The following is a 15,626-nucleotide window of genomic DNA, read 5'->3' as shown; positions in this document are numbered from 1 at the left end:
GACGCCTGGTTTATGGGGGTGAGTTTTGCCGGCGACGCCTGGTTTTATGGGGCTAGTTTTGCTGGTGAAGCCGGGTTTGGTGGGGTGAGTTTTGCCGGTGGCACCGTGTTCAACTGTGCGAGTTTTGCTGGTATCACCAGGTTTACGGGGGCGAGTTTTATTGAGCGGTTATTCCCTGAAGAAATTACCTTTAAGCACACTCCCGAAACACGGGTACTGCTTCTAGCTGACACAAAAGAGGGGACAGCTTTCGACGCTGCCTGGAACCTTGAAAGTTATAACGATGAGTGGACTTTAGAAAAGAAAACTGAACGTTTAAAGGAAGTTTATAAACGGTTTTACACAGCGTTGCATGCCCACCCGCAAAAGGCAGAAAAGTTAGCTGGCATCCAAAAAACTATTAGCGAAAATTTCCCGGGTGTAACACTTGATTTCAAGGCTCTAGAAGCCGAAGCAGAAAAAGTGCTAGAGCACAGCACCGAATACGAATGACGACCGATTAAAATGACAAGCCTCTTAGGTACAGAAACTTAGCTCGTCGGGCGTGCACTGGCCAAAGCAATCTTCTATACGTTAATCCTTTAAATTGGAGAATTTTTTGAGTCGTGAAGTAGTTAGTTTTCTATTGCCAAGGTACTTCACTGTTACAATATTTCTAGTATTGTTAGTCTTTGTTTAGGTATTTCGTAGGGATCGTTGGGGATTTTTATGATTAGTCGAAATTTGCTGACCAAGATGATCGTTGCCCTCGGTATGGGCGGTGTTTTTGGATGGCTTACTTGGTCTTTATTACCTGAAAATAAGCAACGTTCTCTTGAAATCTTTGGCTCACACGCTCACTTGCTGTTGGCAGTTTCCAATTGTTTGTTTGTTTCGGCCTTGGTTCTGTCGATATCTTTTGCATGCTCTCGTCCAGACAAAACAGAGAATACATTTGATAAGCGTATTGCCCAGTTTTTCTTCGATTCAGAATCGGATGATAATCGTCTTAAGCTGAATCCGCACATTGGAGTTTTTCTTTTTGTTGCAGTTTCTGCGCTCTATATTCCAGTATTCCTATTATGGGCGATTGGGTTCTTAAGTGTTCCGTTAGGCACTTCAATCGAAGTTTGGATGAAAATTCTTCTTCCGATCGTTGGTGGTATTGGTGGTGTCTTCTATCTAGTCCTCAAATATCGTGAACAACAAAATGATGAACGCAAACTAATTTTCGATGAAGAAGAAAGTCGTAGGGAGCAAACTAACTTTGAACGAGATATAAAGCTCAAGGAAAAAGAAGTTGAAAATGCCTCGATTCGAAACGAGGCAGAGAAGAATCGAGCTGACGAACGTGAGAAGCAAGAGGCCTTGGTAAATGCTATTAGATTGCTTGAGAGTGAATCTGCACATGTTCGGGTTGCAGGAGTTTATGCACTTGCAAAAGTATCTGATAGGTATCCTGAAGAGCATAAACAAACTGTAGTTGATATTCTTTGCGGTTATTTGCGTACGGATCGTTCTGATCAGTTGGATGGCGGTAAGTTTAAGGATGCGGCGGTTGAATCTGCGATTATTAAAGTAATTGGCGAGCACCTGCGGAAAGATCGGGAGGGGCTTAACAAGGTACAGACGTTGGCAGATGAGCAGCTGTGGTGTGATTGTAGTTTTGATTTCCGCGGGGCGACTTTCAGGGAACCTGTTAACTGGGAAGTGACTATTTGGAATAAACCAGTAGATTTCTCGAATATAGTTTTTCTTAACCAAGCCTCATTCAATCAGGTGAGTTTTGCCGGCATAACCTCGTTTACTGGGGCGGATTTTGCTGGTGATGCCTGGTTTGTTGGAGCGGATTTTGCTGGTGATGCCTGGTTTGTTGGGGCGAATTTCTCTGGTACTGCCCGGTTTATGTTAGCGAGTTTCAATGGTGACGTCGGGTTTGGTAAGGCGAGTTTTGCCGGTGACGTCGGGTTTGAAGGTGCGAAGTTTTTTGGTCCCGTTAGGTTTATTGGAGCGAGTTTTTCCGGTGATGCTGGGTTCGATGGGGCGAGTTTTGCCAGTGCTACGAGGTTTGGAAAGGCGATTTTTTCCGATTTTGCTAGGTTTGTTGGGGCACGTTTCAACGGTGACGTCGGGTTTGGTGAGGCGAGTTTCGCAGATTATACCTTTTTTGGTGGGGCAAGTTTCGTTGGTAGCGTTTGGTTCGATAGTGCTAGTTTTGCTCCTACTGTCTGGTTTGGTGAGGCGAGTTTTGCCGGTGACGCCTGGTTTGATGGGACGAGTTTTGCCGGTGACGCCTGGTTTGAATGGGCAAGTTTTATCAATCAGTTCTTTACGAAAGGAACTGTCTTTGAGAACACACCGACGATGCAGGAACTGCTATTAGCGAATCCAGAGGCGGGGACAGCTTTTGGCGATAACTGGAACATTGAGAGTTATAACAGTGAGTGGACTTTAGAAAAGAAAACTGAACGTCTGAAGGAAGTCTATAAACGGTTCTGCAAAGCATTGAATGACCACCCACAAAAAGTAACAAAGCTAGCTGGCATCCAAAAAACTATTAGCGAAAACTTCCCAGATGTAACACTTGATTTCAAGGAGCTAGAAGCCGAACTAGAAAAGGAGCTAGAAGCCGAACTAGAAAAGGTTCTAGAAGTAGAGGAAGACGATTTCTATGACCTCTAAAAAGACCATCCTCTTAGCCGGGGCATCCGGGTTCATTGGGGGCGCTTTAACTGAAGCACTCGTCGACAAAGGCTACCTGGTGCGCCAGCTGGTGAGGCACCACCATGAGCACGACACCCAGCAGGTCAAACAGTTCTACTGGGATCCTGAAAACGGGGAAGTTCAGACTGGCGCCCTCGGGAATGAAGAAAACCCGCTGCACGCCGTCATCTGCCTCTCTGGCGCGGGAATCGCAGACGGAATCTGGACGCAAAAACGCAAGGAAATCTTGGAAAACTCGCGCACCCAGCCCCTGCAAACTCTCATAAACGAACTCAAAAAACTCCCCGAACACCGCCGGCCCGCGAAACTAATCGCCGCCTCAGCCGTGGGCTACTACGGGGCAGACGCCTCAGCAAACAACCAAAAAATCACCGAAACCAGCCCCGCCGGCACCGACTTTTTAGCGCAGCTATGCGAAAAATGGGAAGCCGCCGCGAAACCCGCCACCGACCTGGGCGTCAGCGTCACCCACCTGCGCACCGGCCTGGTAATGCACCCAAACGGCGGGCTCTTAAAAACTTTCGACCGCCTCTACCGCTACGGGTTCGGCGCCCAACTGGGAGACGGCGAAAACTGGATGCCCCTCATCACCCGCCGCGACCACGTGCGCGCCATCATCCACCTGCTGGAAAGCTCGCAGTCAGCCGGCGCCTTCAACCTAGAGGGCCCGCGCCCCGCCACCGGTAAAGAATTCCACCAATTCATGGCCGCGCGCACGCACCGCCCCAAATGGCTGAAAATCCCCAGGAAACTGCTGAACCTAGCCCCCGAACAAGTCCAACTACTGGCCCTAGCCAACCAGCGGGCGCTACCCACCCGGCTGCAAGAAACCGGCTTCACCTTCAAAGACCCAGACGTGCTCAAAGCCCTGGAAACTGAGCGCCTCTATGAAAACGCGCGCATCATCGCGTAACCAACGTTCTGACATGACGGTGACATGAGGATATACTCGAAGAGGAATCCTCAACTTTAACACAGTGAAACCACCTGCAAAACCGGCTAAACCACGCCGCCAAAGTGGAAGGTCACGAAAATGCAAACTCGGAAACTGCGCATTGCCGCGCTGCTAAGTATCAGCGCCCTGGCCCTCAGCGCCTGCGGAAACGGGCTGGGAATCTTTAACCTGGGAAGCTCACCCGCACCCGGAAACCTGGGGGTAATCCCCGCAGACAGTTGGGTAAACGGAGCCACCCTAACCCAAGAAGAAACCGTAAAACTAGACGGAAAAATCGAGTTAGCGCGGCGCATGGGCGACTACTTCGTAGTCGCAACCGACGCGGAAAACAAAACTGCGAAAGCAAAAGCCTTCACCTTAGAAGACGGAAAACTCAAACAAGTTTGGGACAAAGAAATACCCAAAGACCTGCTGTCCCAAAACCAGGTGTTCAAACACTACTTGGTGCCCGCCTACCTATTTGGCGAAGAAATGCTGGACCTGCGCACCGGGGAAATCCTCAAAACCGGGTGGAAGAACCCCTTCCCAGCAGGAGAAACCCTGCCGATGCTGTATCCGCTGATGGCTCCGCGCGTCACCGACAACGTGGTTTACTGTGAGATTAACGCGTTTACTCGGGAAACATTCGACGACTATGACCTGCGGTCGCGCTTTGCCCAGCCGGAACCATTCCACTGCGCCGCATTCCAAATCGGCAAGCCGGATGCGGTGTGGACTTTTGAAAGAGATAAAGCCGTTGCCTCACTGGCCGCTGACGAAGTCCTGATTCTAGATTTGCAAACTGGGCAAACGGAAGTGAAGAAAACTCCGTTCGGCAGCGCCGCCCCCGAAATGGAGCGCGCCGTCTTCTTCAAAGACAACCTGCCCACCCAGTTCATTCCGACGCAGATCGGGGACCGTTGGGTGGCAGTCGATGAAAACTTCAACTTCACTGAGATCGCCGACGAAAGTGGCAGCAGCCAGCTGAAGTTAAGCGACGCATGTGCCATTACGGAATCGGGGGTGCGCACTCACAAACTCTATTACAACACTGCTGACGTGCAGGCGATTTTGCAGCAGCGCGGCAAAGTGCCCGATGACGGTTCCACGCCGGTGATGTGCTATAGCTCTGAAAAGAATGTCAGCGGCTTCTATGTTCCCGGCAAGGGTCTGGTGGAAGTAAGTAAGTTTCCGTTCCGTGGCGGCTACCTGCTGCCTTCTGAGAGCCGGCAGATCGCTTCCTACACGGTTGATTACGACCTGTGGAATTCGGGTTGCCTGTATGACGTAACCACGGGTAAGCAGCTGATTGAGGGCCGCTGCGAGCTGCAGTATCTGATGGATCCTGAGCGCGTGGTGCAGTTTGAGAGCCGCAAGGACACCTTCATTTTGCGGCTTTACTCGCCCGGCAACTAGGGCGGAAAAGTAGGCGATTAGCTACTTACACCTACTTCCGCCCGCACCTTTTTGCGGTATAATTGAAATGACAGATCCCCGGTCAGGCCTAGTCGGAAACGATGCCCAAAGGACCGGGGCCATTTCATAGGTGGGTTGCGGAGTTGGAGTTTCCAGCCAGCCGGTAGCATTCGTTTCCCACCCTGGGGCAGCGGAGTTGGCGATGACGAAGAAGTGGTTGAGTTTCGCTGAACAGGTGGAGCAGCTGCAAAACCGCGGGCTGGAAGTGGCTTCGGTGCGCGAGTGTGAGAAGTTCCTAGCCCAGGTTAATTACGCGCGTTTTGAAGGCTATTTCGCGTATTGGCGGACTAATCCGAAGCGGGAGAGTCGTTTTGTGCCGGGCGCGGATTTTGAGACGATTCGGGATTTGTTTGAGGCGGATCGGCTGTTGGCGTCCACGTTGGAAACGCAGGTGCGTAAGTTGGAGGCTTTGTTTCGCGCCCAGTATGCGCACGCTTACGGCCAGTTGTTTGGTGGGGGTACGGGGTTTTTGCAGGGGGAGGGTTTGTCGCTTCCGCCGCTGGTTAGGGGGCGTAAGCCAACGCCGGCGTGGGATTTGATGCGGGGTGATTTGAACCGTAGTAAAGAGCATATTATTCGGAGCCGCTATGATGAGGCGGCGGATGCGTACCCGGATTTGCCGATTTGGGTGGCGGTTGAGGCGTTTACGTTTGGGACGCTTTCTAAGGCGATTGCGGCTTCGGTGGAGTCTGGGGTGTTGGCGAAGTTGGCGGCGAATTTGGGGCTTTCGCAGGCGTATTTGCCGGGGCAGTTGAAGTTGTTGGTGCATTTGCGGAATCGGTTGGCGCATTGTGGGCGGCTGTGGAATCATGTGACGCTTGATAAGGCGGGGATGTTGCCGAAGACGGTGAATCGGTATCGGAATGCGTATGGGGATTTCGCGGATAATTCGGTGTTTCGGATTATTTGTTTGATTGATTTGATTTCGAAGAAGGCTGAGTTGGAGCAGGCGTGGCTTGAGCAGCAGATTATGCCGATTTTGAATGCGAATTTGCTTTTGAAGCGGGGGATTATGAATCCGCAGCGGTATGGTGATTTTGCGTTTGCCGGGTTGGAAGGTTAGGAGTTCGCGGATGCGTTTTTCGCAGTTGTCGCCGTTTTGGAAGCGTTTGTTTCCTTGGATTTTGGGGACGGTGACGGTGCTGGTGCAGCTGGTGGGGACGGTTGGTTCTATGCTGTTTGCCCGCTGGTGGGGGAGCGAGATTGACTTTACGCAGGGGTTTGCGTGGGGGATGGCCACGGTGGTGGCGTTGATTTTTTGGCCTAGTTTGGTGGCGGCGCTTAACCGGCAGACTTGGCAGAAGCAGTTGGAATTGCAGGCGCGGTTGGGTGCGCCGGTGCCGCCTGAGGAGGCGCAGATGCCAACTTTTCGGGTTTCTACGTTGGAAAAGTGGGTGCGAGCTTGGGTTTTCGTAGTTGGCGGCGTCGCGTTATTCGTGTTGGTGGGGGCGCAGTCTGTAGTTACGTGGGTTTATTCTTTTTTTGATTTCTTTTCTTCCGGAGGGCGGTCATTCTGGTCTTTAGTGCAGTTGGTGGCGCTGATTGTGATAACGGTTCCCGCGTTTTTGGTGATGTGGGCGATGGAGAGACGAGTGAACGCCACCGAGGTGGGAAGTATAGAGCGTGAAGAGGCGATTAACCGTTCGTCCTGGTGGGGGAGCGTCATCATGGGCTGGGGCATGAGCCTCTTCCTAGGCCAAGTCTTCGCCTGGGTAATTTTGGCGAATTTATAGGTAGATTTGTTCGATCATTGAATCGCAATTATCGGTGGCTTTTGGTAGGTAAATTGAGATAAACAATTGCTGAGGTTAAGTTGACTGGAAGTGTTGAAATGAATGGTAAACATATAAATATGTTTTTGGTCAATGGAATAGCGGACGAACTGACTACCGTTGAAATAACTGGGTGGACTGGACATATTCTGACGGGACCCAGGTCAGACTTCGGCGAGATTCTCAAGCGCCCGGAACTCTCTAGAAGTGGCGCGTATATATTATTGACAAATGATGAAGAAAAGGCAGAGTCCGAGGTATATATCGGAAGAACGCATAATCTTGGAATGCGTTTAAAACAGCATCAAGCCAAAAAAATGTTCTGGGATCGCTTAATTTGTATTTCAACAAAAGGCGATGAAAATATCGAATCTAGGTGGGATTATTTAGAAGCAAGGCTTGTTGAAGAAGCGACAAAAGCAAATCGTTGTTCGCTAGTGAATTCCCAGTATCCAAAGATTCCCTCAGTATCAGAAGCTTGTGAATCGGATTTGGAAGCATTCTTAGAACACGTCAAGATAATACTGCCTGTGCTGGGTGTAAATATTCTTCGATACCGCGAACAGTCTATGCCGCTAGATAATGATAGATTAGACCGCCCTATCGACGGTTCGCCGATTTTCGAATATGTTTTTGGGAATTCTAAGCTCTTTGCCAGGGCGCAGGTTTCGAATGGAGAGTTCTTTTTACTCAAAGATTCGGATATTGCACCAGATATTGATCGTGGAGAGAGAAAATACGAAAAGCCGACTCAGGATGCTTATGATCGGATTCAGAGAAATCGCGAAAAACATAAAGAACTCGGGAATATTGAAATCGGAGACTCTAAGGGGCGCGTTCTTTGTGATATAGCGTTGACACCATCTGCAGCATTAGGTTTGGTTACAAATATGAACCTTAATGGGAGAACTCAATGGAAATGGACTGACGAACACGGTGTAACACGAACCTTTGCAGAGTGGGAAGAGAGAGGCGTTGCGCTAGATGGCACTGTTAATCTTCCTGAAGAGTAGTTCATGACTTATAGAACATTTATTGTTGACATGGGATGAGAAGCGTTGATTTAAGCTATCTTTCCTCGGTCTAGATTCTCTTCGCTCATCGTGGAGTCGGGATGCCTCTCGAATTACTCTGAGATTTTGATTAGGGTCTGAGCTTGATTGGAGTATCTGTAGTTGACGATTTCGCCGGTTTCGATCAGTGAAATTGCGTCATCGATTGCTTCTAAAGGCACAGTGAACCACTCGGTGACATTGACCTGGTTACCAGCTTCGTTTATCTGCGTGATGTCCAGGCGGGCATTTGCGAAAACCTTATGGATTAAGTGCTCTAAGACAGCTATATTCATGTCATAGACGCGATAATCCCTAACAATCTGCACCGGAGCCATGAAATAAGTAGGCTCACGATGAGCGTTAGCGATACGCTTACTTACGTCGGTTGAACAATATCCGATCTTATATAAGTTAGGAATCGTCGAAATCTCAGAGTCGGTGCTCAAAGACTTTAAGACGTAGATATGCCCACTTAAACGCTCTAACGAACTTAAACTTGACAAATCAATATGCTTCGGAACTAAATGCTTGCTAGACTTATCTTCACCCAGCGCGCTGGCCAAAGATCGTAAATACATTTCAGATTCAGTACCGTTTTCAAAAATTAAACGCAGACGTTCTTTGGGACGAGGACTAGCCGCCCCAACCACCTTGCGTTCGCCCACTTCCGCGACAAACAGCATAATCCCATTTAGTACAAAGAATTCACCCTTCTTAATCGTGGGAGCACCCGCAAACGGTTCTAACGTGTAATCACCCGCCTGGATTTGCTGATACATATGAGCGAAAATATGCTCAAAGTTCTGGAAATCCCGCGCCTTAGTTCGACGTTTAGTTTCAAAACTCTCTCTTGATTTCTCAAGCACAGGCAAACCTGATAAATCATAGATGGAACAAGCCTCAGAATCATCTAAGAAATCCAAGTCACCCGACTCTAAAAATTCTTCTAAACTAGCTGCAACATCTGCAGACTGAAGTAACCCAAACTCATCTAAATGACGAACCGCTTCAGCTCGCGCATCATCGATGAGGAAACCATCTAAACGGGCGCCAAGCTTCCGTTCACTAATCTCTAACGTGTCAGAAGAAGGCTTACGGCCATGTTCGCGATAGAACTCTACAATCTCTATGAAAGCAGTTTCTAAACGGTCTGTAGAAGTGATTCTTTTAGGTTTTTCTGGTTGGTTGAGGATACCGTCAACATCCAAGGAATCAAGCTCATCTAGCGCGGCATCCAGATCGAATTCTCCACTCACTTCGTCTCTTCTTTCCTTCGTTGTTTTTTAGCTTTAGCACGTCGTAAAACTAAGAGCGCTTCAGCTAATAGCTTCTCATCTGGATCTTGAGATGTCCTTTGAGGCTCTTTACCCTCAGTCTTAATCCAAAGCTGAATCCGCGGAAATAATTTGTAAGCTTCTTCTTCGGAAATCTCAATCTTCGTGGCTGCGATCTCGTCTGAAATAAGACGCAATACGTTGACATCGACTTTCTTTGAAAGTACCTCGAACGCCCTCTGGAACGGGTTTACCGAGTCAATCAAGTTTAAGTTTAGGTCTTCGATATTAACGAACTTAGTGCCCATCTTAATAAAACGGTCATTGCCAACCGTTTTTAACTCGCCATTTTTGATAACTGAATCAACCACTACCCGCTGACGAAGTTCTTCAACTTCAACTTCAGATAATTCTGGGTAACGTTCGCGGATAATTCGGGGGATTAGAACCTTATTTGTAATGTGCGGTTCAACCCCGCCAGCTGCCGCTTTTACGAAAGTGTCATCCCCTAAAATGGTGGCTTTCAGGTCATTGAGATCAGTAGCAATAATTTGTTTTACCTTCTCAGTCGAGGGCTCTTTCAAACCATTGACTTTGATAGTTCCAGGGGTGCTTTTATCATCCGCGCCTTTTTTGGTTTTGAAATCAAAGTTTGGCGCCAATACTTGCTCCATCAAAAGAGAAGCGGTAACTGCCTTCAACAGGTTATTCACAGAGACAGTGACTTCACCTTGAGACGCATCCGGTTCTGCCAAGAGATTAGTGAACTGTGCATGAGTTTTCCCTTCACAGTCGCGGGTTACTCGCCCAATAATTTGAATGATTTCGGTTAAAGAGGCTCGGTATCCTACGGTCAGTGCATGTTCGGCAAAGGGCCAGTCGAAACCTTCTTTCGCCATGCCCAAGGCAATAATAATATCTACCGCGTCGCGGTTTTTAGCCGCGAACGTCGTTAGATAATGTAAGGTCGCTGAGCGGGCTTTAGTATCGTTGTCATCCACTAGATCGGCGACTTTGAGCAAAGCCCCGGTTTCCCGATTACGCAGAGTGTGAATACCAGTGTCTTTATCGGTGGATACGTACTCACCGATAACGTCCATGATTAATCCGACTTCCTCATACTTATCTTTAGTGGATTCGCCTGAGTTTACGCTGGGGATGTGAATGATGGTCTTCTTGGAAAGGTCCAGAACCTCACCGATAGCGTCTGTGTAGCGTCCTTGGTAGAAGTGGTGTCCAATTCCCAAGGACTTTAAATGTTCATAGCCGTTGAGCTGATCATAGTAGTTAAACGTTACCGGGGTGAATTGGGTTTCTACGGCCGGATCTAAAACCGGTACCGAATCGCCCCGGAAATAAGACCCAGTCATCGCCATGAAATGAGCGTTAGAGCCTTTCATTGCTTCGATTACCACTGTGCCTAAACGGCTGTTATCGAGGTCTGCGGAAACATGGTGGAATTCGTCTACCGCCAAAAGAAGATCGTTAAAGGCATCGACAGGCAACTGTTCGAAAGCAAACCGTAAGGTCGCATGAGTACAGACCAAGATAGGGTCGGTTCCTTCCAAAAACGCTTTAAATAACGTCACTTTGGATTCATTGGAGCCTGGGGTACACAGGTTGTTCTGTTCTGGTACTTCCCAGTCTGCAAAGAAACCGTAGCCGCTGAGCTTGGTGTTTCCGAAGGATGCACCGATGGAGCGTTCCGGCACGGCGACGATTACTTTCTTTACCCCTTGGTTATAGAGCTTATCCAGGGCGACGAACATTAGGGCGCGGGATTTTCCGGAAGCTGGGGGTGCTTTTACCAGCAGGTATTGGCTGCGTCGTTGTTGCCAGACGCGGCGTTGCATTTCGCGCATGCCCAGTTCGTCGGTGTTGATGGAGCTACCGGCCTGGGCGTATTCAACGTTTACCAGGTTGGTGAAGTTTTCAATCTGGGGAGTCATGATTGTTTCTTTCCGCGGGTGGTTTTCTTACTGGTTCGGCTTTTCTTTTCGGCCAGTTGCAGTTGTTCGGCAGAGACGGCTTTTTCGTAGAGGTCGAAAAGCAGGGTGAGGCGTTCTGCGTCGCTTTCAAATTTCCGAGGGCGGTAGAGTGAATCTACCAGTTCATCATTTTCACTGTGTGCGCGGCGGAGCTTTTCTGGCATTTTATCTGGGTCGTAGAGTTCTGCCAGGGTGTATTCGCAGTAGTATTCCCTTACGTCCAGGATTCGCAGGGCGGTTTTGGTGAGTGCAGCTTTTTGTTTGTCTGTGAGGGGTGGGACTGGGAAAGTGTTGTAAACCAAGGTGTTAGAGTAGCGATATCGGGTTTCTAACTTACCACCTACTGCTTCTAACCATGCCGTATGCATTTTTGAGGTAAGTAAAGCAAACAGCCAAGGCTGCGCATCATAAACAGCAAATGCGGCGTCTGAAATTACTGTATCTGGACCCAAATACCCCATGGGAACGTATTCCCGGCGTTCAGAAGATACACGAGGAACAATAATCGCGTCAGTTGGTTTATATCTAATTTCACCAAATTTATGTGGTACAGAAGCGATTTTTTGAGTCGCAACTTTTTTGCTGTCTTCACGCATTCGTCGCACTGCTTCCAAGCGCTTATGTATCTCTGGGATATTTCCTATAACTTCAACATCTGAGTCTTCTATCCACAAGCAGTAACGTTCTTTAAAATTAATATAGTCATCTGCTCCTACAAACCTTTTTATTAACGACTTGAGAAAAGGGAACTCAGTAATTAATTCATCCTTTTCTCTAGGAGTTAATATCAAAAACCCGCCATCTGTAGGCTTCGATCCGAATAGCATATTTGGCAATTCTAAAGCTAATGACTTTTTCTTCCTTGAAGAAACTACAGTGTTCTTTCCCTCTGCGATGTAAGGATTAATATTCGAAACTATACGTTTCATGTCCTCAGAGAATAAATATTTAGAATCTGTACTACCATTACGTAGTCCAATGACTGCTACTGTAACTCCCGCATTATATTTTGCATTGTTAGCCCACTTAAAAGATGTGTAGGCAAATCCGATTTCAATACCCCCACTTAGAATATGTGGAAACAATAAGGCAACATGGTCGCCTTGAGCCACTGAATTGGTAGTCACAAAAGCTAAACGTGAATGAGTACTACGGATATAGTCCGCACCTTTCACAAACCACAAAGAAATATAGTCAAGGTTTTTGGAAAACTTCCGTTCCCCAAAAACAAGATTAAATTCAGCTTTTTGCTCTTTGGTTTGCATACTGGCCCCAACGTATGGCGGGTTCCCGATTAGGTAAATCTCGTCCACCCCATTATTTGGACACACTTCCTGCCAGTCAATTCGGTTCGCATTACCTGCCACAATCCGCCCGGCTTCTTTCAATGGAATCAGTGGCAGGGAAATCCCGAACTGCTGTTTGAACTCTTGGTTCATCTGATGCTTCGCAATCCACAGGGATAGTATCGCCACTTCACAGGCAAAGTCATCAATTTCAATCCCGTAAAAGTGGTCGATGTTGATATTAGACTGCGCGAACATTGCTAAGTCTTCGCTGGCTTTCAGCTCTTGCAACCGCTCTAAAATAGCGTGCTCCAGGCGACGCAATTCCTTATAGGCAATAATCAAAAAATTCCCACTGCCACAAGCAGGATCAAAAATTTTAATCTGCGAAATCCGGATTAACAGCGCCTGCAAACGCTTCGGATTCTCATAAGCCTGATCAAACTCATCCCGCAAGTCATCCATAAACAACGGGTCAATAGTCTTCAAAATATTCGGCACCGAAGTATAGTGCTGCCCCAAGTTAGAACGCTTCCCCGGGGTAACAATCGCTTGGAACATAGAACCGAAAATATCCGGGTTCACGTCTTGCCACTGCAAGTTCGCCATAGCCATCAACTGTTTACGCGACTCCCGATCAAAATTAGGGACCTGCAGTTTCTGGTCTCTGGCAAACAAACGGCCATTAACATACGGGTATTTCTGAAAAGGTGGCTTACGCTCCACATCCAGTGGCGTGTCTAAATAATCGAAAACAGTCTCAATGTACTCGCGTACATCAGACCCGTCTGCCTGAGTGTGCGAGGTAATCCCATACGTAAAAATTCCGCCCTCGAAAATATCCGTATCCTCTGCAAATAAGCAGAAAAGTAAGCGAGTGAAGAATACGTTTAAGCTGTGCCGACCACTTTCCGAAGCGAACAAATCGGGATTGACCGCCACCAGCTGGTCAAAAAGCTTCCCCATTTGCTCGGCCGCTTTAACATCAGCATGCGCTTCCTCAACATACTGGGCTTTCTCCATCCCCGCCCAAGGCAGGAAGAAAGTAAACTCCTTCGCAATATCCCGAATGGGAATAATCAGGTTATCGCCAGTCTTTGTATCATACGCTGCAAGCTCTTCGAAATCCGTAACGATCACAAACCGCGGAGCAAACCGGAACACATGCGGTTCCTTCCGCAAAGACTCAAGCACATGCAAAATAATGCCATCATCATGGATAGTCAGCGGAATCTGCTTAAAATAAACCACGTTTTTCTGCGCAACCTCAGTGTCTGGGTTGGCAGCGACATTCAACGTACCATTGCGCAAACGAGAAATAGCGCTGGCGCTGCGACCATAAGCGCTCAGCAGATCGAAAATAAACTCACGGTCATAGGAATCCTTATTACCCAAAGCCTGCACACGTTCATCAATCATTTTCAGCGTAAGCCGGGCCATAACGAAACTCCTCATTGTGTTCAACGGATGGGAAATATCCTATTCAAGGGTAGCAAAAATGGGGGACCGTCCGGGCAATGTCAGATTTTCTGCAAACAGCCCGCGCGAAGCCAGTTAACAATAGCAGTAGCTTGATGGAGAACCAGGATCGCGTGATCTTTCGTGACTGCTTCGGCATTGCTACCACCATGCCGATCTGGGGAATAGTTAACGATGCGAAGGGTTGAAATGAACAAATCTATTGGAGAGATTTCTTTACCTGCCAGGTCTCTTTTTGCGATCGAGATAGTCCACTGATTAGGGGTACTAGAAATCTGGCCAATAAGTTTTCCGAGGGTGGCTTTTGAATCGTTAGGAGCCACAATTGGTCGCAGGGCTGCTTCGACTGCCTTAGTGGCGTATTCCCAGGCCTTAGAATAATCAGGGTTTCTTGAGTAAACAGCATTCCAAGCTACGTTTAAATGATCAGATGATTCATCCTCAGGGGTAGTAGCGGAAGAATAACCTTCTAGTGTTGTCTTATCGAGACGCTGAATTAGTCGGCGCTCAGTTGGGTGGACCGTATATTCGTGTTCAAAAGAGTCAAGAATGGCGCTCAAGCTATATCTATCAGCACCATGGACAAGAAATGCATCTATGATATCCCAGATTAACTCCGAATTTCCGTGAGTATTTAGGTTCTCTCCATAAGCATTAATTATCTCGCCGATGGCCCCCACGGGAAATCTTAGTCGGCGCTCTATTTGCTGATAGTGAGTGTACATGTTTCTGGATTGAGCTAACAACCAACTGTGTAGGTGACTATTTAATGCGGGGAAAAGATCTCGAGTTGGTTCAAACCTTTCTGTTAAGCCCATGCGTTGGGAGAAAGGAACGTATTGATTAGTAACTTCCATCTTGTTTTAGCCTTTCAGATGTATATTTAGTTCGTTAACGCCTGGTCAGATACGCATATAGGAAGCTGCGACGATGCGCAGTAACTCTGAAAGCGTCAGTGGTGATCTATCGAACGGGCCGTTCTTCTTTTGTTTTTCAGCGTAAATCAGATTGAAAGCGTCTAGCATTCTTGAGTATCTGGGGATCTGAGGGGAAGGTGCTTCAATTCGGGCATCATTTTTGTTTGGAAATAGCTGCTTCCATTTATCACGCTGGAACACCATGAAATTTACGTATGATTGCATTGCTCTTTCGCGAGGAACATGATTGTCGAACCCAAGGTACTTGATTTGGTGTTCAAATGGCTTAAATTTCCTTGCTTCTGCACTACTTAAATTGCTTAAACCGTGGTTGATGTAAATAAACATGTTGAGGAGATCAATGACTAACTTACCGTCTTTTTCTGAAAGCTCAGGAGAAACGTGGTCAAAGAGCATCGAATACTCAAACGAATAGCCATTTTCTAAGACCTCTGCGCGATACGAGTACTCGGCGCTCATTTCCTTATCTGATGACGAGGTCAGAGCAAGAAGGCGGTATTGTAAGGCAAGTGTTAACCGTTCGTACGAGGATAGGCTGATTGGGCTTGACTTAGGTTTTTGCTCACCGTCTTGCTTCAGTAGTAAGTGGTTATCTATAAGATCTCTTAATAGATTACTTACAGATACGTTTCGCCCCTTGGCGATCGCATCAAGATAATCCTTAGTATGGGTCTGGTGCAAGTTTTGGTGTCAGATGGTTGGTTGGTAGATGGTTTCGTAT

11 protein-coding genes and 1 pseudogene are annotated in these 15,626 nt (G+C 47.7%); 7 read left to right on the top strand and 5 right to left on the bottom strand.

Going from position 1 to position 15,626, the window contains the following annotated elements; all coding sequences use genetic code 11:
* The 7 genes and pseudogenes from Q4D85_RS13790 to Q4D85_RS13760 form a co-directional block, all read left to right on the top strand.
* Nucleotides 1–492: pseudogene (locus tag Q4D85_RS13790) on the top strand (hypothetical protein); the annotation flags it as partial.
* 216 nt (nucleotides 493–708) lie between these two features.
* Nucleotides 709–2,661, top strand: a complete 1,953-nt coding sequence (locus Q4D85_RS13785; RefSeq protein WP_303201277.1) for a pentapeptide repeat-containing protein — start codon at nucleotides 709–711, stop codon at nucleotides 2,659–2,661.
* Complete coding sequence (locus tag Q4D85_RS13780; protein ID WP_303201274.1) at nucleotides 2,651–3,616, top strand: TIGR01777 family oxidoreductase; 966 nt, start codon at nucleotides 2,651–2,653, stop codon at nucleotides 3,614–3,616. The genes Q4D85_RS13785 and Q4D85_RS13780 overlap by 11 nt, the downstream gene beginning before the upstream one ends.
* 120 nt (nucleotides 3,617–3,736) lie before the next feature.
* Nucleotides 3,737–5,053 carry a hypothetical protein gene (locus Q4D85_RS13775; protein WP_303201273.1) on the top strand — a complete coding sequence of 439 codons (1,317 nt, stop codon included), beginning with the start codon at nucleotides 3,737–3,739 and terminating at the stop codon, nucleotides 5,051–5,053.
* Nucleotides 5,054–5,255: 202 nt separating this feature from the next.
* Entirely contained in the window at nucleotides 5,256–6,176 is a 921-nt protein-coding gene (locus Q4D85_RS13770) for an Abi family protein (RefSeq protein WP_303201272.1), read from the top strand.
* A gap of 10 nt (nucleotides 6,177–6,186) precedes the next feature.
* The gene (locus tag Q4D85_RS13765; protein WP_303201271.1) at nucleotides 6,187–6,846 is read left to right on the top strand and encodes a hypothetical protein; all 660 of its coding nucleotides are present in this window, start codon (nucleotides 6,187–6,189) and stop codon (nucleotides 6,844–6,846) included.
* Nucleotides 6,847–6,926: 80 nt separating this feature from the next.
* Nucleotides 6,927–7,898: a GIY-YIG nuclease family protein gene (locus Q4D85_RS13760; RefSeq protein WP_303201270.1), complete on the top strand. Its 972-nt coding sequence runs from the start codon at nucleotides 6,927–6,929 to the stop codon at nucleotides 7,896–7,898.
* A 113-nt stretch (nucleotides 7,899–8,011) separates the two neighbouring features.
* On the opposite strand, the gene Q4D85_RS13755 is transcribed toward Q4D85_RS13760, so the two are convergent.
* The 5 genes from Q4D85_RS13755 to Q4D85_RS13735 form a co-directional block, all read right to left on the bottom strand.
* A complete protein-coding gene (locus Q4D85_RS13755; protein ID WP_303201269.1) occupies nucleotides 8,012–9,196 on the bottom strand; it encodes a GIY-YIG nuclease family protein in 1,185 nt (394 codons plus the stop codon).
* Nucleotides 9,193–11,163 (bottom strand): DEAD/DEAH box helicase, encoded by a 1,971-nt coding sequence (locus Q4D85_RS13750; protein ID WP_303201268.1) that lies wholly within the window; start codon nucleotides 11,161–11,163, stop codon nucleotides 9,193–9,195. The genes Q4D85_RS13755 and Q4D85_RS13750 overlap by 4 nt, the downstream gene beginning before the upstream one ends.
* Entirely contained in the window at nucleotides 11,160–13,928 is a 2,769-nt protein-coding gene (locus Q4D85_RS13745) for a DNA methyltransferase (RefSeq protein WP_303201267.1), read from the bottom strand. The genes Q4D85_RS13750 and Q4D85_RS13745 overlap by 4 nt, the downstream gene beginning before the upstream one ends.
* Nucleotides 13,929–14,008: 80 nt before the next feature.
* Nucleotides 14,009–14,824: a hypothetical protein gene (locus Q4D85_RS13740; protein ID WP_303201266.1), complete on the bottom strand. Its 816-nt coding sequence runs from the start codon at nucleotides 14,822–14,824 to the stop codon at nucleotides 14,009–14,011.
* A 45-nt stretch (nucleotides 14,825–14,869) separates the two neighbouring features.
* Nucleotides 14,870–15,586 (bottom strand): YfbU family protein, encoded by a 717-nt coding sequence (locus tag Q4D85_RS13735; protein ID WP_303201264.1) that lies wholly within the window; start codon nucleotides 15,584–15,586, stop codon nucleotides 14,870–14,872.
* Nucleotides 15,587–15,626: the final 40 nt, after the last annotated feature.

The sequence above is a fragment of the Corynebacterium sp. genome, assembly GCF_030532965.1.
Lineage (GTDB): Bacteria > Actinomycetota > Actinomycetes > Mycobacteriales > Mycobacteriaceae > Corynebacterium.
The sequence above is the reverse complement of the archived record's forward strand: the minus strand, read 5'-3'. Positions and strand labels throughout refer to the sequence as shown.

Excerpts from the sequence above, each read along its gene's own strand:
- Q4D85_RS13750 (WP_303201268.1), bottom strand. The coding sequence starts at position 11,163 with ATGACTCCCCAGATTGAAAACTTCACCAACCTGGTAAACGTTGAATAC.
- Q4D85_RS13770 (WP_303201272.1), top strand. The coding sequence starts at position 5,256 with ATGACGAAGAAGTGGTTGAGTTTCGCTGAACAGGTGGAGCAGCTGCAA.
- Q4D85_RS13785 (WP_303201277.1), top strand. The coding sequence starts at position 709 with ATGATTAGTCGAAATTTGCTGACCAAGATGATCGTTGCCCTCGGTATG.
- Q4D85_RS13780 (WP_303201274.1), top strand. The coding sequence starts at position 2,651 with ATGACCTCTAAAAAGACCATCCTCTTAGCCGGGGCATCCGGGTTCATT.
- Q4D85_RS13740 (WP_303201266.1), bottom strand. The coding sequence starts at position 14,824 with ATGGAAGTTACTAATCAATACGTTCCTTTCTCCCAACGCATGGGCTTA.
- Q4D85_RS13775 (WP_303201273.1), top strand. The coding sequence starts at position 3,737 with ATGCAAACTCGGAAACTGCGCATTGCCGCGCTGCTAAGTATCAGCGCC.
- Q4D85_RS13765 (WP_303201271.1), top strand. The coding sequence starts at position 6,187 with ATGCGTTTTTCGCAGTTGTCGCCGTTTTGGAAGCGTTTGTTTCCTTGG.
- Q4D85_RS13745 (WP_303201267.1), bottom strand. The coding sequence starts at position 13,928 with ATGGCCCGGCTTACGCTGAAAATGATTGATGAACGTGTGCAGGCTTTG.